Here is a 20,194-nt window from a genome sequence, read left to right as displayed (position 1 = left end):
CGCCGGTCCCGCCGTTCGCACGGCGCCGGGGTCGAGGCGTCCTCGACGGTGCTTCGAGAACGGCGGGACAGGGTTCGGCCATGGAGATTCGCAGCCTCGACGGTGACGACCCGGCGACCATCGCCGCCCTGCTCCCCGGCTTCCGGGAGACCATGCGCCTGGAACTGCCCGCGGATCCGCCGGTGACCCAGGCGCTGCTCGCGCGGCTGTTCCAGCGCCGCCACGGAACGACGCGGATCGTCCTCGCCGCCTTCGCCGAGGGCGAGCCGGCGGGGGTGCTGAAACTCGGTCTGGACCTGGGCGATCCCACGGGCCCGGGACACGGCTCGCTCTGGGTGTTCCCCGGCTTCCGCCGCCGCGGCGCGGGCCGGGCCCTGGCCGCGGCCGGCCGGACGGCCCTGCGCGAGCTGGGGTGCGGCCCGCTGCTCGTGGACGCCCCCAAGGGACAGGCGGCCGAGCGCTTCGCCGACGTCGTCGGCGCCGACCGCACCGGCGAGACCGTACGCAACCGGCTGCGGCCGGCCGGTCCCGCCCGCGCGCTGCTCGAGGCCGCGGCGGCCCGGCCGGTGCCCGGCCACCGCCTCGCGCACTGGGACGGCGCCTGCCCCGACGACCTCGTCGAGTCCTACGCCCGCGCCTGGAGCGCCCTGGACGAGCGGGTCAACGGCCAGGCCCGGGTGCGCCGTCCGGCGGTCGCCGACGTACGGGCGCGTGAGGCGGAGGCCGCCCGCGCCGGGCACCGGCCCCTGGTGACGGCGGCGATCGCCGAGGACGGCGGCGGCATCGTCGCCTACAGCACGCTGTTCGTCCGGGACAGCCCGATGGCGGACGCGGGCGAGACGCTGGTCCTGCCGGGACACCGCCGGCGGGGCCTGGGCGCATGGGTGAAGGCGGAACTGCTGCTGCGGGCGGTGCGCGAGAACGGCCACCTCGCGCTGGTCCAGGTCTTCAACGACGTCGACAACACCGCCGTCGTCGCGCTCAACAGGAGGCTCGGCTTCGAGGCCGACTCGCACTGGACGACGTACGCCCTCAAGGTCTGAGCGCCCGGCAGACCGTCCCCGCGCCGCCGCACCGACCGCGCACCGACCCCGAGCCGATCCCGCCTTTGCGCACTTCCGAGAGGACCCCATGACCACTGTCAGCCCCGCCGGGCAGCGCGAGCGCAACGCCGAACTCGTCGGCGCCCTGTACGACGTGCTGTACCGCGAGCACCGGTTCGAGGAGGCAGGCCGGTTCCTGCACCCCGACCACATCGACCACGACCCGACGGCCGGGTTTGCCGGGGGCGGCCTCGTCGGCCACTTCAGGTCGCTGACCGGGCACTTCCCGCAGCTGCGCGCGGACATCGACCACCTGGTCGCCGACCACGACCGGGTGATGCTGTTCGTCACCTGGACCGGACGCACCCGCTCGGGCGAGGACCTCCGCCTGCACACCGCCGAGCTGTACCGCACCCACGACGGCCGGATCGCCGAGCACTGGAACGTGACCGACCGGGACGTGCTCGACGCGCACGGCGTGGGCGGGCTGGAGGGCGACGGCGAGCAGCCGGCCGCGCCCGGACTGCACGGCCCGCACAGCGCGGCCGAGAAGGCCAACGCCGACCTGGTGCTCGGCGCCTACCGCGAGGTCTTCAGCGAGCACAAGCTGGACCGCGCCGACGCCTACTACCACCAGGACTACCGCCACCACAACATGCGCACCGACGCGGTGCCGGACGGACTCGAGGCGTTCAAGGCGTTCTTCGCGGACAACATCGCGGCCTTCCCCGACCTGGTGACCACCGTCGACCACATCGTCGCCGCCGGGGACCGGGTGATGGTCTTCGTGACCTGGACCGGCACCCTCACCGGCGCGTGGAGCGGCGGCGGCCCCTCGGACCGCCCGCTGCGGATGCGTACCTGCGACCAGTTCCGCATCGAGCACGGCAAGGTGGCCGAGCACTGGGAGGTCGTCGACTACCTGGCGCTGCGCCGGGCCGGACTGCCCACCCCGTGAGCGCCGCCGCCGTCCATTCCACGAGAGAGGGGTTACGCGATGTCCTCGACGCGTTCCGGTGACGCACCCGTACTGATCGTCGGCGGCAGCCTGGTCGGGCTGTCCGCCGCCGTGTTCCTCGCCCACCACGGGGTGCGCTGCACCCTGGTGGAGCGCCACCCGAGCACCTCCGTCCATCCGAGGGCGGTCGGCTACTACCCGCGCACCGCCGAACTGCTGCGCCAGGCGGGCGTCGAGGACGCCGCCCTGCGGGAGGCCGCGGGCTTCGAGACCCACCGCACGCGGGCCGGGGTGACCTCCCTGGCGGGGGAGGTGCTGTTCAGCAAGGAGGAGCTGGAGGGCGACGACGAACTCGGCGACCTCACCCCGTCCCGGCTGCTCCTGCTGCCGCAGGACCGGCTGGAGCCGCTGCTGCGCGCCCGGGCCGAACAGCTGGGCGCCGATCTGCGCTTCGGCACCGAACTCCTCTCCTTCGCGGAGGATCCGGAAGGGGTCACCGCCGTACTCGGGGACGGCGACGGCACCAGCACCTTCCGCAGCGGCCACCTGGTGGCCTGCGACGGGCCGCGCAGCACCGTCCGAGAGGCGCTCAAGGTGCCCCGTCACGGGCGTGGCGTGCTGTCGCACCACGTCAGCATCGCCTTCGCCGCGGATCTGCGCCCGGTGCTCGGCGCCCGCCGCTACAGCGTGGTCCACGTGAAGAACCCCGAGGTCACCGGGATCCTCGTGCACGACGACACGCTGACCGGCGGCACCCTCATCGTCGGCTACCGCCCCGAGGACGGCGAGAGCCTCGACGACTTCACCGACGCCCGCTGCGCCGAGCTGGTGAGCGCGGCGATCGGCTCGCCCGGCACCGAGGTCACCGTCCGCTCCCGCTTCCCCTGGGACATGGCGGAGCAGGTCGCCGAGGGCTTCGTCCACGGGCGGGTGCTGCTGGCCGGCGACGCGGCGCACGTGATCCCGCCGACCGGCGGCTACGGCGCGAACACCGGGATCGCCGACGCGCACAACCTGGCCTGGAAGCTGGCGCTGGTGGTCGGCGGGGTCGCGGGGGAGGGGCTGCTCGAGACGTACGACGCGGAGCGCCGTCCGGTGGCCGCGTACACGGCCGGACAGGGCTCCCTCCAGCTCGCGGTGCGCTCCGGCAGCGCCACCGACGAGCAGCGGGCGGCCGCCGCGGACGCGCTGACGGTCACCATGGGGCAGGCCTACCGGTCGGCCGCGGTGGTCCCGGAGCCGGGCGACGAGGCGCTTCCCGCCCCGGCCGATCCGCGGACGCTGCGCGGCGCGCCGGGCACCCGCGCGCCCTACGCGGTGCTGTCGCGGGACGGTGGTCCCCTGTCCACCCTCGACCTGTTCGGCGGCGGCTTCGTCCTGCTGGCCGGGGAGCGGGGCGGGGAGTGGATGTCGGCGGCCGTCGGGGCCGCCGCCGAGCTGGGCGTGCAGCTCACCGCGCGGCGCGTGGTGCCGGGCGCGGGCGGCGGGGCGGGCACCCTGGCCGACCCGGACGGCCGCTGGGCCGAGCGGTACGGCGGTCTCACGGCCGAGGGCGCGGTGCTGGTACGGCCCGACGGGGTCGTCGCCTGGCGAGCGCGCGGGGCGGAACCCGCCGGCCGGGAGCGGACCGCTCTGACGGCGGTGCTGCGCACGGTGCTCGCCCGCGGCTGACGGGACGGGCCGGGATCCGCGGCAGGACAACCGCGGCTCCCGGCCCGGACGCCGGGGCGCCGCCGGTCAGGACGGGTCGGCGGCCTCGTGCTGCAACTCGCCGATGGAGTCGACGTACTTGATGAGCAGCCGCGCGAACTCCAGCCGGTCCTCCTCGGGCCAGCTCTGGGTGATGCGCTCGAACGCCGAGCGCTGGTGGCTGCGGAAGCGGACCAGCATCTCCTCGCCCTCCGGGGTGAGCTGGAGGATCGTCCTGCGGCCGTCGCGCTGCGAGGCGGCCCGCACCAGATAGCCGGCGCCGATGCAGTCGGTGACCATGCGGCTCGCCACCGACGGGTCCACGGCGAGCCGCTCGCCGACCACGCCGACGGTGATCTCCTGCCCCTCGTGCTCCGGTCCGTCCTGGACGAGGTTGAGCACCAGCGTGCGGGTCATGTCCTTACGGGACACCTGCTGCTCGACACTCAGCGCCTGGGTGCGCCGCAGTCGCGAGAAGGCGGGGCCGACGGCATCGAGCAATTCGGCCGCTCGCGGCTGGCTCTGGGTCGAAGTCTCCATGACCACAGTCTAGGCGAGTTGATTACGGCAGACGAGCATCTGTATGCTGTCAATCCACTGCATGCAATCAAACACATATCTGTCAGCCGACACATAATTGTCCTTCGCTCACGGGGAGGACGTGGACACGGACGCGGAGGAACCTGCCATGACAACCCAGCAGACACCCGGGACGACCGGACCGGACGACATCGGACCGGAAGAAATAGACGTGCTCATCGTCGGCGGTGGCCCCGTCGGCATGCTGCTCGCCGCGGAGCTGCGCATCTCCCGCGTCCGCGCGGTGGTGCTCGAGCGCCTGCCCGAGCGCACCCCGCACTCCAAGGCCTTCGGGCTGCACGCCCGCTCGCTGGAGTCCCTCGACCGGCGCGGCCTGGTCGAGCGGTTCCGCGCCGGGGCCCGGTCCTGGAACAACGGCCACTTCGCGGGACTCGACGAATGGGTCGACTTCTCCGCCCTGGACAGCAGCCACGCCTACGCCCTGCTGTCCGAGCAGACCCGGACCGAGCGCCTGCTGGAGGAGCGCGCCGCCGAGGTGGGCACCGAGATCCGGCGCGGCCACGAGGTGACGGCGATCCGCCAGGACGCCGACGGCGTCGAGGCCGACGTCACCGGCCCCGACGGCGCCTACACCCTGCGCGCCCGGTACGTCGTGGGATGCGACGGCGGCCGCAGCCTGGTCCGCCGGGAGGCCGGCATCGACTTCCCCGGCACCGGCGGCCGGGTCACCGCCCGCCTCGCCGACGTGAAGCTCGCCGACCGGGAGAACGCCCCGATGGGCATGGAGCGCACCGAGCGCGGCCTGCTCTTCTGCGTGCCGCTCGACGACACCTACCACCGGGTGTCCACCTTCGACTTCGCCGCCGAGCGCGAGGCCGGCGCCGAGCTCACCCTGGACGAGTTCCTCACGAGCCTGCGCGAGATCTGGGGCAGCGACCTCGGCGCCCACGACCCGCGCTGGCTGTCCGTCTTCACCGACTCCGCCTGCCAGGCCGACCGCTACCGCGAGGGCCGCGTCCTCATCGCGGGCGACGCCGCCCACACCCACTTCCCCGTGGGCGGCCAGGGCGTCAACCTCGGCCTCCAGGACGCCTTCAACCTCGGCTGGAAGCTCGCCGCCTCCGTCCACGGCTGGGCGCCCGACGGGCTGCTCGACACCTATGACGCGGAGCGCCAGGCACCGGCCCGCAAGGTGCTGGCCAACACCCGCGCCCAGATCGCGCTGATGAACCCGGACCCGTACGTCACCCCGCTGCGCGAGCTCTTCACCGACCTGATGCGCAGGGACCAGGTGAACCTGTACCTCGCCGAGATGCTCAGCGGCGTCACCGTCCGCTACGCGCTCGACGGCCCCGCCCACCGCATGCTGGGCGACTTCGCCCGCGACCTCGTCCTCGACACGGAGGAGGGCGAGAAGACCCTCCCCGGCTACCTGAAGCGGGGCACCGGCGTGCTGCTGGACCTGGCCGGCCGCCCGGAGATCGCCCAGACCTACGAGAAGTGGGGCGCGGGCGTCTCCTGGGCCGGGCGGGTCCGTCACGTGCGGGCGCGGTGCGCCGGCGAACCCGAGCTGGCCGGCCTGCTGGTCCGCCCCGACGGCTACGTCGCCTGGGCCGTGGACCGGGACGCCTCGGAACCGGAGGTCCGCGAGTCCCTGGCCACCGCGCTCGCCACCTGGTTCGGCACCGTCTGACCGGCCGCCCGGCGAACGGCCCCGCCCCCCACTTGATGCGAGGAGACGCGTGAGCGCACCACCCTGGTCCCGAGAACTGCTGGCGAAGAGCGACCTGATCACGCCGATGGCCATCCGGGTGGCCGCCACCCTGCGGCTGTCCGACCACATGGCGGACGGCGCGGGCACCGTCGAAGTCCTGGCCAAGGCGGCCGACGTGCACCCCGCGGCGCTGCGCCGCCTCCTCAACCACCTCGTGACGGCGGGGCTCTACCGGGTCGTGGCCGAGGGCGAGTACGAGCCGACCCCGCTCGGCGACATGCTGCGCGGCGACGTCGAGGGGTCGGGCCGTGACTGGCTCGGCCTGGACGGGCCGACCGGCCGGGGCGAACTCGCCTTCCTCCGGCTGCTCGACGCCGTCCGCGACAACAGCCCCGTCTACTCCTCCCTGCACGGAAGGGACTTCTGGGAGGACGTCGAGGCGCACCCGGCGCTCGCGGAGGCCTTCGCCGCGCGGATGGCGGCGAGCATGCGGTGGGTTCTTCCCACGCTCCTCGCACGGGGGGAGTGGCAGGGCGTACGGCATGTCGTCGACGTCGGCGGCGGCAGCGGAGCGCTGCTCGCAGCCGTCGTCGCCGCGACCCCCGGCGCCCGGGGCACGCTCGTCGACCTCGAACGGCCCGTCGCGGCGGCGGGACCGGAGTTCGCCTCGGCGGGCCTGGCGGACCGCTGCGAGGCGGTCGTCGGCAGCTTCTTCGACCCGCTGCCGGCCGGGGCCGACGTCCATCTGCTGGCCAACGTCCTGCTCAACTGGCCGGACGAGCAGGCCACCGCCATCCTGCGCCGCTGTGCCGAGGCCGTCGCCGAGGGCGGACGGGTCATGGTCGTGGAAGGCCTGCTCGACGTGCAGACCGACCAGACCGATCTCGACCTGCGGATGCTCGTCTACCTCGGCGGACAGATGCGCACCACCGACGAACTGGCCCGACTCGCGGCCGAGGCGGGCCTGTCCCTGCGCCGGGTGGTCCCCCTGGGCCCGGTCCGCTCCCTGGCCGAGTTCACCAAGCCCTGACACCCCCGACTCGGTCCGACCCGACCGACACTCCCGGCTCGGCCCACGCCGTGCCGGGCTCGTCGATCACCAAGCCCCACGCACCGGCACATCGCACACATCAGCAACCCCCCACACCAGCAAGAGGAGCAAGTTCCATGCGTATCGTCCGTCATCACGAGTTCGGCGCCCCCTCGGTACTGCGCGTCGAAGAGGCGGAGAAACCCTCGCCGGGGCCCGGTGAGGTACTGATCCGGGCCGAGGCGATCGGCGTCAACTTCGCCGAGTGCCAACGCCGTCAGGGCATCCCGGTCGGCGGCCCCGCCACCCTCCCCGGCTCCCCGGGCGGCGACGTGGCCGGCACCGTCGAGGCGTTCGGCGAGGGCGTCACCGGAGTGCGAATCGGGGACCGGGTGGTCACCGGCGTCGGCACCGACGGGTACGCCGAGTACGTCGTCACCCGCGCCGACTGGCTGTTCGCCATCCCCGAGGGGATCGACGCCGGACAGGCCACCTCACTGCCGATCCCCGCGCAGACCGCCTACCACGTGATCGTCACGGCCGGCCGGCTGCAGAAGGGGGAGTCGGTCCTCGTCACGGCGGCGGCGGGCGGCATCGGTCACCTGCTGGTCCAGATGGCACGGGCGCTGGGCGCCGGCCAGGTGCTGGCCGCCGCGAGCAGCCAGGCCAAGCTGGACTTCGCCGCCTCCCTCGGCGCCGACTTCACGGTCGACTACAGCCAGGACGGCTGGGAGGAGAAGGTGCGGGCCGCCACCGGTGGCCAGGGCGTCGACCTCGTCCTGGAAACGGTCGGCGGCGACGTCCTCACCAAGAGCGTCAACCTCACCGCCGCCTTCGGCCGGACCGTGGTCTACGGCACGGCCGGCGGCGACGTTCCCGCGATCGAGGTCGGCGACATCTTCGACAACCGCGCCGTCGTCGGGTTCAGCATGTGGGGCGTGATGCGCCACCGGCCCGACGCCATGGCCCGGGGCGCACGGGAGCTGCTGGACATGGTGGCCGCCGGCACCGTCCGGCCCGTCGTGCACGCCGAGCTGCCGCTCGAGGAGGCCGCCGCCGCCCACGAGTTGATGGAGGCGCGCTCCCAGCTCGGACGGGTCGTCCTCGTCCCCTGACGGGCACTCACATCGCTCCGAATAATGTGTGGACCAGCATGTAAATGTGTGACATCATGTAAGTAGTAACCCGGACTCCTGGGCGGAGCCGCGGTCCTCCGCGGCTCGACACACTTCCTAGTTGGGAGAAAACCATGCGAATCATCCGCCACTACGAGCACGGCGGCCCTTCGGTGCTGCGTGTCGAAGAGGCGGAGAAGCCGCAGCCCGGACCGGGCGAAGTGCTGATCCGCACCGAGGCCGTCGGCGTCACCTTCGCCGAGGTCCAGCGGCGCCAGGGCATCCCGATCGGCGGCCACGCCAATCTGCCCGGCGCTCCCGGCGGCGATGTCGCCGGTACCGTCGAGGCCCTCGGCGAGGGCGTCACCGACCTCGCCGTCGGCCAGCGTGTCGTCGTCGACGTGGACCACAGTGCCTACGCCGACTACGTCGTCGCCGACGCCGCCTGGGCCATCCGCATCCCCGACTCGATGGACGCCGCCGAGGCGACCCTGCTGCCCAGCCCGGCTCAGACCGCGTACCACGCGCTGAAGGAGTCCGGCCAACTCCAGCCCGGCGAGACCGTGTTGATCGACGCCGCATCCGGTGGCGTCGGCCACCTCGCCGTGCAGATCGCCAAGGCGATGGGCGCCGGCAAGGTCATCGCGACCGCCAGCACCCAGGCCAAGCTGGACTTCGTCCGGGGACTGGGCGCGGACGTCACCGTCAACTACACCGACGAGGACTGGGCCGACCAGGTCATGGCCGCCACCGACGGCCGTGGCGCGGACGTCGTCCTGGAGACGGTCGGCGGCGACATCCTCATCAAGAGCGTCGCCCTGACCGCGCAGTTCGGGCGGCTGGTCTTCTACGGGTCGGCCAGCGGCGACATCCAGTCGGTCAACCCGCTGATGCTCAGCCGGATGAAGACCATCGCCGGCTTCGCGCTCTACGCGATGCTCTACAACAGGCCCGAGGCCATCGCCGCGGGTCAGCGGGACCTGCTCGACATGATCGGCACCGGCAAGGTGCGGCCGGTCGTGCACGAGCGGCTCCCCCTCGTCGACGCCGTCAAGGCGCACGAACTGATGGAGGCACGGGCCCAGCTCGGCAAGGTCGTCCTGGTTCCCTGACCGGCCGCGCCATCGGCCACCTCCCGCCGGACGTGGCCGGCCGCATCATCCCCCGCTGCGGCCGGCCACCCCACCTCCACCCGCACCACGACGTGAAGATCCCCTTTTCGGACAGCGCATGACGCCGGCCCTCCCGAAGGAGCCGGTGGGACGGGGACGGAACACCACACGTAGGGGCGCGCGCCCCACGCGGGACACCTGATCCCTCACCCGAAAGGCCACTGCCATGTCATCGCCGCCGACCGAATCGCACCACCCGGGAGCGGGCGCCGCGCCCGACACCCGCATCAAGATCGTGATCGCCGCCTGCATGCTCACGATCTTCCTCGCGATGCTCGACGCACAGATCATCGCCACCGCCCTGCCCCGCATCGTCGGCGACCTGGGCGACCTCGACCTGTTCGCCTGGGTGACCACGGCGTACATCATCGCCAGCAGCGTGACCACACCGATCTACGGCAAACTCGGCGACCTGTACGGCCGCAAGAAGGTCTTCGTGGTCGCCATCGTGCTGTTCCTGGCGGGCTCCGTCGCCGCCGGCGCCGCACAGTCCATGGAACAGCTCATCGTCTTCCGCGTCTTCCAGGGCATCGGAGCAGGCGGCCTGTTCGTCTCCGTGCTCGCCATCATCGGCGAGCTGTTCAGCCCGCGCGAGGGCGCCAAGTACTTCAACCTCTTCGGTATCGTCTTCGCCGCGGCCGCCCTCGCCGGACCGGCGGTCGGCGGACTCCTCACCGACCTCCTCAGCTGGCACTGGGTCTTCCTGATCAACCTGCCCCTGGGCCTGGTCGTCCTGGTCCTGATCGTCGGCTTCCTGCACCTGCCGCCCAAGGCACGGCGTGCGCAGATCGACTATCCGGGGTTCATCTCCCTGAGCCTCGCCATCGTCGCCCTGACGCTGCTCGGCAGCTGGGGCGGGGTGAAGTACGACTGGATCTCGCCGCAGACCCTCGGACTCGGCGCGGTGGCCGTCGTCATGGGCGTGCTGTTCGTGGCCGCGGAGCGGCGGGCCGCCGAACCGGTCATCCCGCTGCACCTGTTCCGCGACTCCACCTTCAGCATCAGCGCGGCCGTCAGCTTCGTGGCGGGCGTCGTCTTCCTCGGCGCGGTCAACTTCCTCGCCCTGTACGTGCAGGTGGTCACCGGCGCCACGCCCACCATGTCCGGGGTGGTGCTGCTGCCCATGATGTTCGGACTCGTCGCCTCCTCGGTGGTGAGCGGCCGCATCATCACCCAGACCGGCCGCTACAAGTGGTACCCGGTGCTCAGCATGGCCCTGGGCATCGTCGGCGCGCTGCTCTTCTCCACCATGGACGTCGACACCCCGCGGGCCGTCGTCATCGCGTACATGCTGCTGTTCGGCATCGCCGCGGGCCTCAACATGCAGGTCCTCACGATGGCCGCGCAGAACACCGCCCCTCGCGACGACATCGGCGCCGTCCACGCCACGGTCTCCTTCTCCCGCCAGCTCGGCAGCACCCTCGGCATCTCGGTGTTCGCCTCCCTCTTCTACGACCGTCTCACCGGCGAACTCGCCGACCGCGTCCCGGCCGGCGCCCTCACCGGCATCGACCAGGACGCGCTCTCCTCGCACGAGGTCCTCGACAGCCTCGCCGCACCCGTGCGCGACGCGGTCGAACAGGCCTATGTGGCCGCCCTCAACCCCGTCTTCCTCGCCGCGGTGCCGGTGCTGATCGTCGGCCTCGCCCTCGCCCTGCGGATGAAGAACCTGGCGCTGAAGACGTGGGACCACGGGGGCCACGGCGACCACGGGGACGCCGGCGGCGAGCAGGCCCGCGAGCACCAGCCCGCGGACCACTGACCCACCCCTTCCACCGGCCGCCCTACCCGAACGCGCCAACGCGACGGGGCAGGGCGGCCTTCCCATGCTCCCCGACCCACCGTGGCCCGCCGATCCGCCCTCGGCCCCGCCCGCCTGCCCCCGACCCCGACGCTGACGGAGGTTGTGTGGTGCGGGCTGCCGGCACTCGTTCCTGATGTCGGCGGCGGATCCGTGGTGCGGGCTGCCGGCACTCGTTCCTGATGTCGGCGGCGGTTGTGTGGTGCGGGCCGCCGGCAGCACGTTCTGATGTCGGTGGCCGACACCCGGCCGACACCGGGCCGCAGATCTTCGACTTCAGCCGTCCGCCGCCCGCCGCCCGCCGTCCGCCGTCCGCCGTCCGCCGTCCGCCGTCCGCCGTCCGCCCGGCTCCGGCCGCAGGCTCGTACCACGGGCCCTGTCGGCCAGGGAGGCGCCGACCGCGGCGCATCCACGCGGAGTGCCGGTCCCGGCCTCGGCGCGCGTCGCTTCCATGGCACACGTGATTTCCCCTATCCAGACCCGTTCCGGCCTGCCGTTCCGCGACGGCGCCCGCGACCGCCGTCAACCGCCGGTTTCGCGGACGCCGTTCGCCGTCAGTCGGAGCCTCGTCCGTCAGTTCAGGCGCTCGCTGCTCGCCACGCGCGGCTTGCCGCCAGGCCTGCGTTCACCGTCTCCCGTGCGTCGACGGCTCGTCCGTCAGTTCTGCGCACTCGTCACTCGCCACGCCCCGCTTGCCGCCGGGCCTGCGGCCGCCGCTCCCCGTGCGGCGGCCGCTCACCGTCCGCCGTCCGCCGCCCGTCGTTCCTCGGCCGCCCGCCACAACCCGCCCTGGGCGAGGTCGTCGGCGCCCCGGCCCGGAGGGCTTCAGCGCTCTTCGAGCCCCGCTGGACCCGCCGAGGACATCGTCGGCAGCACCGCACCCACGCAGACACCAAGGGCGACCAGGAGGCTTGTGTGACGACGACCGAAGACCCCACCACCACGGCAGCGGCGGTCGACCCGGGCCCGCTCATCAAACTGACCATCGCCGACTGCGCTGCCAAGGTGCTGCACAGCGCCGTGACGCTCGGCGTCTTCGCCGCGCTCGCCGAGGGCCCCCGCGACGCCGCCCACGTGTCCCGGCGCACCGGCATCCACTCCCGTATGGCCCCCGACTTCCTGGACGCCCTGGCCGGGCTGGGCCTCCTGGAGCGCACGGACGGCCGCTACCGCAACTCCCTCCTCGCGCAGGCCTATCTCGTGCCGGACTCGACCTCCTACCTCGGCGGATTCGTCGAACTCACCAACGAGACCCTGTACGGAACCTGGGGCCGCCTCACCGAGGCGCTGCGCACCGGCGAACCCCAGCACCTGGACCCCGACAAGGGCGGATTCGTCGGGGACCGGCACCAGGACCCCGCGAAGATGAAGCGCTTCCTGGCCGGTCTCGACGCCTACAGCGACCGCATGGGCGCCGAGCTCGCCCGCCGCGTCGACTGGCGCCGGCACACCTCGTTCACCGACCTCGGCGGCGCCCGCGGCAACCTCGCCGCCGTCCTCGCCCAGGCGCACCCCCACCTGCGGGCCACCTGCTTCGACCTGGAGCGCACCCGGCCGCTGTTCACCGAGCACATCTCGGGCCTGGCGCTCGGCGACCGCGTGGCCTTCGTCGGCGGGGACTTCTTCGCCGACGAGCTGCCCCAGTCGGACGTGTTCGTGCTCGGGCACATCCTGCACGGCTTCGACACCGAACGGCGGCGCACCCTCCTCCGCCGGGTCTTCGACGCGCTCAACCCGGGGGGCACCGTCGTCGTCTACGACCGCATGATCGACGACGACCGCAGCGACCCCGAGCGGCTCCTGAGCAGCCTGCACATGCGGCTCGTCAGCCCCGACGGGTCCGAGTACCGGGTCGCCGACTGCCGGGACTGGCTGCGCGAGGCCGGGTTCACCGACGGCGCCGCCGAGCCGCTTCTCGGCACCCACACACTCGTGACGGCTCACAAGGAGGCAGCAGCATGAAGCAGGAGCAGACGCCCGTCCTCATCGTCGGCGGCGGGCTGACCGGACTCTCGGCCGCCGTCTTCCTGGCCCGGCACGGGGTGCGCGCCACGCTCGTGGAGCGGCACGCCGACACCTCCTCCCACCCCAAGGCGCGCGCGATCAACCCGCGCACCATGGAGCTGTACCGCGCGGTCGGCATGGAGGAGCGGGTACGGGCCGGACGGTCGCCCATCTCCGGCAACACCGACCTGGTGCACGTGGAGACACTGGCGGGCCAGGAGCGGGTGCGGATGCCGAACGCCTCGCCCGAGGACATCGGCCGCATCAGCCCGACCCAGTGGACGCTCATCGACCAGAACCAGCTGGAGCCGATCCTGCGCGAACGGGCTGTGGAGGCCGGCGCGGACGTCCGCTTCCGCTCCCGGGTCGAAGCGGTCCAGGAGGACGACGAGGGCGTCCTGGTGCGGGTCAGGGACCTGGCCTCGGACACCGAGACGGAGATCCGTGCCGCGTACGTGATCGCGGCGGACGGCAGCCGCAGCCCGCTGCGCGAGATGCTCGGCATCGGCGGCCACGGTCGCGGCACCATCACCAACCTGATCAGCTTCTTCTTCGAGGCCGACCTCGACGAGGCGCTGCGCGGGCGGAAGATCATCGCCGCGTATGTGAACAACCCCGAGGTGCGCGGCACGATCATCCCCATCGACAACGACCGGCGCTGGGTCATCAACGTGTCCTTCTTCCCGGAACAGGGGCAGAGCGCCGAGGACTTCACCGAGGAGCGCTGCGTCGCGCTGGTCCGGGCGGCGGTCGGTGTCCCGGACCTCCAGCTGAAGATCGAGTCGGTGGACATGCCCGCGTGGGACATCTCCGCACGGGTGGCGGACTCCTTCGCCACCCGCCGGGTCTTCGTCGCCGGGGACGCCGCGCACGTGATGCCGCCGACCGGCGCGTTCGGTGCCAGCACCGGCATCCAGGACGCGTACAACCTGGCGTGGAAGCTGGCCCTGGTGCTGTCCGGCGCGGCCGGCCCCGGGCTGCTGGCGAGCTATGACGCGGAACGGCGTCCGGTGGCGGAGGAGACCGTACGACAGGCGATGCTGCGGTTCGCCGTACGCGACGGCAAGCAGTACCAGGACGTCGCCGCCGATCTGCTCAGCGAGGCGGCCATGACGTTCGGCTACCGTTATCCGTCCGGCGCGTTCACGGCCGAGGACGGCGAGCCGGGCGCGCTGGTCGAGGACCCGGAACAGCCGAGCGCCCGCCCCGGCGCCCGCGCCCCGCACCTGGTCCTGGACGGCCGCGACGGCCCGCAGTCCGTGATCGACCTCTACGGCGACGGGTTCACGCTCCTCGTCGACGGGACGGCGGACGCCTGGCCGGCGGCCGTCGAGGGCGAGGCCGAGGCGCTCGGTGTCAGCCTCAAGGTGGTCCGTGTCGGCCCCGACGGGCATCTGCGGGACCCCGAGGGCGCGTTCCAGCGGCGCTACGGTGTCCGCCCCGGCGGCGCCGTGCTGGTCCGCCCCGACGGATTCGTCGCCTGGCGCACCACCGACGAGTCCCCGGTCCCACACGACCGCAAGGCATCCCAGGCCCTCCGAACCCTCCTGGACCGCCTGTAGCCACCCCCCGGCCAACAAGGCCCTGAGAACGACTGTTCCGGCTCGCCCCCCCAAAGGGGGCGGCCAACAGCCAGATGTGGAAACTTTAGTTTCCATCTGCCGATTCGGAAACTATAGTTGTCGCATGATGGTCTCTCAGATCCCCCCGGAAGAGCAGGCAGAACTCGACAAGGCGCTGTACGACGCCTTGAATCCGCTGGCCTCGGCGATTCGTTCCCGACAGACCGGGCTGCCCGCGGACCGTATGTGGGAGGCGGATCCCATCGACGTGGCACTGTCCGTCCTGGCTGCTTGGAAGGTGATGGATGCCGAGGTCAGGCGGTTGACCGCGCACGCGGCAGCCACCGCCGGCTCCTACGGCGCCAGTTACGAGCAGATGGGGGCTGTCTGGGGCATCACCCGGCAGGGTGCTCGTAAGAAATGGCCCGACGCCGTCAGCCGCTCAGCGCCCGCGGGCAGGCGCACGCTCGCGCTCTTCGGGGGGACTGCCGAACTGGTGCAGGCGCCTTCCGGCGACTGGAGTTGGACAGGCGTGGGCGCTGATGGAGCGTCCGCCGCGGTCACCGATGGGACGCGCCACGCGACCGCGGAAGAAGCAGCAGCCCACGCGGGGGCTTTCCTCAAGGAACACGCCGTCGACGCCGTCGACCGTTCCTAGCATCGAGCAGCGTTCGCCCTGCTGACGAGCGCCGCCTGCCCCCCGGCCGTCCGGCGCCCCTGCACACCGACGTCCCAGTACCCCTGCGCCCGGCACCCCTACACACCACCGCGGTGTGATCCCCGAAGAGGATCACACCGCGGACGTATGCCGGGGCAGGGTGGGTTCAGGCCCGGGTGCGGGAGAGGATCGTGTCGAGGGCGGTCGACAGGGCCGTGGCCGGCTGGGACGGGAGTTCCCGCGCGCGCCAGGCGATGAAGCCGTCGGGGCGGATCAGCACGGCGCCGGAGGCTTCGACCCCGTACCGGGAGAGGAAGGCCTCGGCCGTCCCGCGCGGTTCGTCGGCGCCGACGCGGTGGAAGGAGACGGCGGGCGCACCGCCCGCCGCCGTGCAGGCCGCCTCCCACTGCGCGCCCTCCGGCCCGGCCAGCAGCCAGAAGTCGCCGTCGAGCAGATCGTGCAGCGGCGTCTCCTTGCCCGCCCGGACCAGCGGCAGGTGGGGAGCGCGGGTGCCCGGCCGCCCCGACGGGACGGTGGGGTCCTCGACGGGCGCGCCGTCGTCGGGGCCGCCCTCACCGAGTACGGCCCCCGAGCGGTACACATGGCCGAAGAGCACGGTCGTCTCCGGCCGGTGCCGGGCGGCTGCCGCCTCGTCCAGACCACTGCGCTGCAGGTAGCGGATCACGCCCTGGTCGACGGTGAACTCGGCGACCGGCGCCCGCTCGAGCTCGTAACTGTCCAGCAGCTCCGGCCCGGCGTGCCCGCGCAGCACCAGGGCGAGCTTCCACGCCAGGTTGTGCGCGTCCTGGACGCCCATGTTGCCGCCGAAGCCGCCGGTGGGCGGCATGACGTGCGCGCTGTCGCCGGCCAGCAGCACCCGGCCGGAGCGGAAGCGGTCGGCGACCCACGCGGCGATCTCCCAGCTCGTCGCCGTCTCCACCTCGACCGGCAGATCGGCCACGCCGACCGCGTCCCGCACCAGCCGCACGCAGTCCTCGGCGGCGAACTCCCGGTGGCTGGCCCCGGGCGGCAGGCTCGGCGCCAGCACCCACCGGTCGGAGTCGTCGCCGCCCAGCTTGCCGAGCACCCCCTTGACACGGTCGTTGTTGACGAAGCAGAGGAAGAAGGTGCGTCCCGCGACATACGGGTCGAGATCGGCGTGGAAGATCACGTTCATCTGGCCGCCGAAGACGCCCTGCCCATGCCGGCCGATGCCCAGCGTCTCCCGCACCGGCGCACGTGAGCCGTCCGCGGCGACCAGGTAGCGGGCGCGCACCCGGTACTCGCCCCGCCCGCCGTCCGGCCGCAGGTCGCGCAGGACGGCGGTGACCCCGTCCTCGTCCTGCTCGAACCCGGTCATCTCGGTGGCGAAGCGTACGTCCGCCCCCAGCTCCTCGGCCCGCGCCCGCAGCACCGGCTCGAAGCGGTCCTGCCCGATCAGGGTCCAGCCGGTGGTGCCCACCTCGTTCGGGTCGTGCCGGAACGGCCCGTCGAACCGGCCCAGTTCGGCGCCCGCGAGCGACTCCGCCTGGAGGATGTCCCCGTACTGCGCGTACGGGTTCTCCTGGGCGCGTACGGCGTCCTCGAGCCCCAGCGCCCGCATCAGCTCCATGGTGCGCGGGCTGGCCGCCTGGGCGCGCGGATGGGCCGATATCTCCGGGTGGCGTTCCACCAGGACCGCACGGATGCCCTGCCGGGCCAGGAACAGCGCCTGGGCCAGTCCCACCATGCTGCCGCCCACGATCAGTACGTCGGTCGTCTCTTCTGCCATTCCGGCTCCCGGATGAGTGCGGATGTGCTCGGACACGGAGCGGGCCGATGCAACACCCCTCTCCTCGAGGTGGACTCGTGCCCCGCCCGAGCCGGGCGGCCGGGAGACGGAATGCTCCCAGGCGGATTCGAGTGGTGTCCGAGGCCCGGCTGCGAGGTTCGAGCCGGCCGAGCCCGACGCGACGGCCCAAGGGTTCATCAGGAGGGAGGACCGGACATGGTGGAGGCGTTGAGTGTGCTGGTGCTGCTGGGCACCGGCCTGGTGGCGGGAGTGCTGTTCGCGGTCGCGCTGAGCGTGATGCCCGCGCTGATCGCGATGACCCCGGAACGGTATGTGGACACGCACCGGCTGCTGGGCCGGCGCTACGACCGGATCATGCCGTTCATCGTCACCGGTTCCATCGCCATCGACGTGGGCTTCGCGATCCGCGCCACGGGCACGGACCGGCTGCTGTTCGCGATCGCCGCGCTGTGCATGGCCGCGGTGGCGGTGGTGTCGCAGACGCGGAACGTCCCCATGAACAGAATCGTCAAGCGGACCCGCCCGCAGGACCTGGGCCCCGACTGGCGGGACCCGCGGCCGGCCTGGCGGGACTGGCACCTGGTGCGCACCTGCTGCGCGGTGGCCGGCTGCGCGCTCACGGCGGCCGCGGTGGTGCTGTCGTGAGCCCGGTCGTCGTACGCGACCTGCCGGACGGCGAGGAGCGCACGGCCGCCGACGCCCGGATGCGGGAGCTGCTCTCCCGGCCCGACCCCGGACCCGTGGCCGCCCGGGTCGCGCTGCTGCATTTCACGGGACGCCGCAGCCGACGGGCCTACACGGTGCCGGCCGGGGTGCACACCCTCGACGGGGAGCTGGTCGTCGCGACCGGCAGCACCTGGCGGCTGAATTTCGCGGGCGGCGCGGACGGCGCCCTGACCTGGCGCGGCGAACACCGCCCGGTCCGCTTCGAGCTGGTGACCGACGAGGCGCGGGTGGCCCGCGGCTACCTGGAGCTGTACCGGCGGTACGAGGACGCGGCGCCCCGTCGGCTGGGCATCGCGGTGCGCGGCGAGGGGAATCCCGGCCTCGCCGATTTCCGTGACGCGGTGGCGCGGCACGGCCTGTCCCTGGTGACGGTCTCGCCCGGACCGTCCGAGGCGAACGACACGGCGAACGAGAGGACTCCACGATGAGCGGACTGGTCGGCTGGGTGGACTTCGAGCGGGATCTGGTGCCCGAGGCCCCCACGGTACGGGCCATGGCGGACACCCTGTCCCACCGCGGGCCGGACGGCTCGGGCGAGTGGATCGAGGGCCATGCGGCGCTGGCCCACCGGCGGCTCGCGCTGCTCGACCCCGAGCACGGGCAGCAGCCCGCGGTGGGCGCGGCGGACGGCGGCCGTCCGGCGGCCGTGGCCGTCCTCGACGGCGCGGTCACGAACTCCGCGGAGCTCCGGCGCGAACTGGTGGGCCGGGGACACCGGTTCACCGGTCACGGCGACGCCGAGGTCGTGGTGCGGGCGTTCCTGGAGTGGGGCGCGGACTTCCCGGCGCGGCTGGAGGGACTGTTCGCCCTCGCGGTGTGGGACGTCAGGCGCCAGGAGCTGCTCCTGGTCCGTGACCGGCTCGGGGTCAAGCCGCTGGCCTACGTCCTGACCCCCTCGGGCGTGCTGTTCGGCTCCGAGCCGAAGGCCCTGCTGGCGCACCCCGCCGTGCGGCCGGTGGTGGACGCCGACGGGCTGCGCGAGCTGTTCGCGCACAGCCGCAAGCCCGGCACGGGCGTGTTCCACGGGATGCGCGAGGTGCTGCCGGGCCATGCGATGACCGTGCGCCGGGCAGGCACCGGCCTGCGGCGCTACTGGTCCCTGCCCGCCCGGCCGCACGAGGACACGCCGGAGACCACCGTGGCCACGGTGCGCCGGCTGCTGGCCGAGGCGGTCGCCTCGCATCTGCGGGCGGACGTCCCGGTCGGCGCGATGCTCTCCGGGGGCATCGACTCCAGCGCGCTCACGGCGCTCGCCGCGCGGTCGGTGTCCGAGTCGGGCCGGGGCCGGCTGCGGTCGTTCTCGGTCAACTTCACCGGGTACGCGGAGAACTTCGAACCGCACCCCACCATGCGCGCCACCCCCGACGCGCCGTACGCGGCTCTGGCGTCCCGGCACATCGGCACCGACCACACGGAGATCCTGCTGGACACCGCGGCGCTCGCCGATCCGCGGGCGCACGCCGCCGCCCTGCGCAGCCAGGACGCGCCGTCCCCGCTCGGCGACATGGACGTCTCGCTGCTGCTGTTCTTCGAGGCGCTGCGCGGCGCGGGAGCCACGGCCGTCCTCTCGGGAGAGACCGCCGACGAGGTGTTCAACGGCTATTTCTGGTCGTACGACCCCCGCCACAGCAACTCCACGACGTTCCCCTGGGTCTCCTTCGAGCGCGGTCACGACGCCGCAGCCGGGGGCCTCGGCTGCTCGCTGGTGGACCGGGGCCTGCGCCTCGAACTGGACTTCATGGAGTACGCCGACCAGCACTACCGTGACGCGCTGGCGGAGGTTCCGCAGGTGGCGGGGGAGGGGCCCGCGGAGCGCAGGGCGCGGGAGATCACCTATCTGGCGCTGACCCGTTGGGCGCCCACCCATCTCGACCGGGCGGACCGGATGAGCATGGCGCACGGCGTCCAGCTGCGTCCGCCGTTCTGCGACCGGGCGCTGGTGGAGTACGTGTACAACGTGCCGGCCGAGCTGAAGCGGGTGAACGGCCAGGAGAAGAGCCTGCTGCGGGCGGCGGTGGCCGATCTGCTGCCGGAGCAGGTGCTGAAGCGGCCCAAGAGCGCCTACCCGACCGTGCAGGAGGCGGCCTACGGGGAGTTCGTGCGGCGCCGCTTCGCCGAGCTGGCGAAGGACGGCACGGCGGCGGTCGCCCCGCTGCTGGACACCGAGGCGACGAGCGCGGCGCTGGACACCGCGGGAGCCCCCAGCGGCGCCTTCGCGTGGGTGGAGCGGGCCAGCATGGAGATGGTGCTCCAGCTCGACACCTGGCTGACCGAGTACGGGGTCGAGCTGCGGTTGTGAGAACCCGTGCGCGGGGTCGACAGGGGCTGAGACGTGTGTCACTTGTCATCCATGTGTGCGTGGCAATACGATGCGCCTGGGTACACAGTTT

At 72.9% G+C, this 20,194-nt stretch carries 17 protein-coding genes; 14 read left to right on the top strand and 3 right to left on the bottom strand.

Annotation, left to right across the window (positions count from 1 at the left end; genetic code table 11):
- Positions 1–80 precede the first annotated feature (80 nt).
- The 3 genes from ABZ464_RS20865 to ABZ464_RS20855 all read left to right on the top strand — a co-directional run bounded on the left by ABZ464_RS20865 (position 81) and on the right by ABZ464_RS20855 (position 3,672).
- Complete coding sequence (locus tag ABZ464_RS20865; RefSeq protein ID WP_359279077.1) at positions 81–1,043, top strand: GNAT family N-acetyltransferase; 963 nt, start codon at positions 81–83, stop codon at positions 1,041–1,043.
- Between the two features lie 88 nt (positions 1,044–1,131).
- The gene (locus ABZ464_RS20860) at positions 1,132–2,001 is read left to right on the top strand and encodes an ester cyclase family protein (protein ID WP_359279075.1); all 870 of its coding nucleotides are present in this window, start codon (positions 1,132–1,134) and stop codon (positions 1,999–2,001) included.
- A 39-nt stretch (positions 2,002–2,040) separates the two neighbouring features.
- Positions 2,041–3,672, top strand: a complete 1,632-nt coding sequence (locus ABZ464_RS20855; RefSeq protein WP_359279073.1) for an FAD-dependent oxidoreductase — start codon at positions 2,041–2,043, stop codon at positions 3,670–3,672.
- Positions 3,673–3,738: 66 nt separating this feature from the next.
- Here ABZ464_RS20855 and ABZ464_RS20850 read toward each other — a convergent pair whose 3' ends face one another.
- Entirely contained in the window at positions 3,739–4,230 is a 492-nt protein-coding gene (locus ABZ464_RS20850; protein ID WP_359279071.1) for a MarR family winged helix-turn-helix transcriptional regulator, read from the bottom strand.
- 148 nt (positions 4,231–4,378) lie between these two features.
- On the opposite strand from ABZ464_RS20850, the gene ABZ464_RS20845 reads away from it, so the two are divergent.
- The 5 genes from ABZ464_RS20845 (at position 4,379) to ABZ464_RS20825 (ending at position 11,023) form a co-directional block, all read left to right on the top strand.
- Positions 4,379–5,923, top strand: coding sequence for an FAD-dependent monooxygenase (locus ABZ464_RS20845; protein ID WP_359279069.1), 1,545 nt, complete (start codon positions 4,379–4,381; stop codon positions 5,921–5,923).
- A gap of 49 nt (positions 5,924–5,972) precedes the next feature.
- Positions 5,973–6,974 (top strand): methyltransferase, encoded by a 1,002-nt coding sequence (locus tag ABZ464_RS20840; RefSeq protein WP_359279067.1) that lies wholly within the window; start codon positions 5,973–5,975, stop codon positions 6,972–6,974.
- A gap of 137 nt (positions 6,975–7,111) precedes the next feature.
- Positions 7,112–8,089 (top strand): zinc-binding dehydrogenase, encoded by a 978-nt coding sequence (locus tag ABZ464_RS20835; protein ID WP_359279066.1) that lies wholly within the window; start codon positions 7,112–7,114, stop codon positions 8,087–8,089.
- A gap of 134 nt (positions 8,090–8,223) precedes the next feature.
- The gene (locus ABZ464_RS20830; protein WP_359279064.1) at positions 8,224–9,201 is read left to right on the top strand and encodes a zinc-binding dehydrogenase; all 978 of its coding nucleotides are present in this window, start codon (positions 8,224–8,226) and stop codon (positions 9,199–9,201) included.
- Positions 9,202–9,427: 226 nt separating this feature from the next.
- Complete coding sequence (locus ABZ464_RS20825; RefSeq protein WP_359279062.1) at positions 9,428–11,023, top strand: MDR family MFS transporter; 1,596 nt, start codon at positions 9,428–9,430, stop codon at positions 11,021–11,023.
- 315 nt (positions 11,024–11,338) lie between these two features.
- Here the strand turns inward: ABZ464_RS20825 and ABZ464_RS20820 are convergent, their stop codons facing one another.
- Positions 11,339–11,515 carry a hypothetical protein gene (locus tag ABZ464_RS20820; RefSeq protein WP_359279060.1) on the bottom strand — a complete coding sequence of 59 codons (177 nt, stop codon included), beginning with the start codon at positions 11,513–11,515 and terminating at the stop codon, positions 11,339–11,341.
- A gap of 462 nt (positions 11,516–11,977) precedes the next feature.
- Between ABZ464_RS20820 and ABZ464_RS20815 the strand changes: the two genes are divergently transcribed.
- From ABZ464_RS20815 to ABZ464_RS20805, 3 genes are all read left to right on the top strand, one after another.
- Entirely contained in the window at positions 11,978–13,024 is a 1,047-nt protein-coding gene (locus ABZ464_RS20815; protein WP_359279058.1) for a methyltransferase, read from the top strand.
- Complete coding sequence (locus ABZ464_RS20810; RefSeq protein WP_359279056.1) at positions 13,021–14,628, top strand: FAD-dependent oxidoreductase; 1,608 nt, start codon at positions 13,021–13,023, stop codon at positions 14,626–14,628. Before ABZ464_RS20815 ends, ABZ464_RS20810 begins: the two co-directional genes overlap by 4 nt.
- A gap of 124 nt (positions 14,629–14,752) precedes the next feature.
- A complete protein-coding gene (locus tag ABZ464_RS20805) occupies positions 14,753–15,286 on the top strand; it encodes a hypothetical protein (RefSeq protein ID WP_359279055.1) in 534 nt (177 codons plus the stop codon).
- A 166-nt stretch (positions 15,287–15,452) separates the two neighbouring features.
- Here the strand turns inward: ABZ464_RS20805 and ABZ464_RS20800 are convergent, their stop codons facing one another.
- Entirely contained in the window at positions 15,453–17,057 is a 1,605-nt protein-coding gene (locus ABZ464_RS20800; RefSeq protein ID WP_359279053.1) for an FAD-dependent monooxygenase, read from the bottom strand.
- Between the two features lie 216 nt (positions 17,058–17,273).
- Between ABZ464_RS20800 and ABZ464_RS20795 the strand changes: the two genes are divergently transcribed.
- Genes ABZ464_RS20795 through asnB form a run of 3 tightly spaced genes read left to right on the top strand, consistent with a single transcriptional unit; the run spans position 17,274 to position 20,103 of the window.
- Complete coding sequence (locus tag ABZ464_RS20795) at positions 17,274–17,723, top strand: DUF1772 domain-containing protein (protein WP_359279051.1); 450 nt, start codon at positions 17,274–17,276, stop codon at positions 17,721–17,723.
- Positions 17,720–18,232, top strand: a complete 513-nt coding sequence (locus tag ABZ464_RS20790) for a hypothetical protein (RefSeq protein WP_359279049.1) — start codon at positions 17,720–17,722, stop codon at positions 18,230–18,232. The genes ABZ464_RS20795 and ABZ464_RS20790 overlap by 4 nt, the downstream gene beginning before the upstream one ends.
- The gene (gene asnB, locus ABZ464_RS20785) at positions 18,229–20,103 is read left to right on the top strand and encodes an asparagine synthase (glutamine-hydrolyzing) (RefSeq protein ID WP_359279047.1); all 1,875 of its coding nucleotides are present in this window, start codon (positions 18,229–18,231) and stop codon (positions 20,101–20,103) included. The genes ABZ464_RS20790 and asnB overlap by 4 nt, the downstream gene beginning before the upstream one ends.
- Positions 20,104–20,194 lie beyond the last annotated feature (91 nt).

The sequence above is a fragment of the Streptomyces sp. NPDC005820 genome, from assembly GCF_040630255.1.
In the GTDB taxonomy this organism is placed as follows: Bacteria; Actinomycetota; Actinomycetes; order Streptomycetales; family Streptomycetaceae; genus Streptomyces.
Note: the sequence above shows the minus strand (reverse complement) of the source record. Positions and strands in the feature narration are given on the sequence as shown.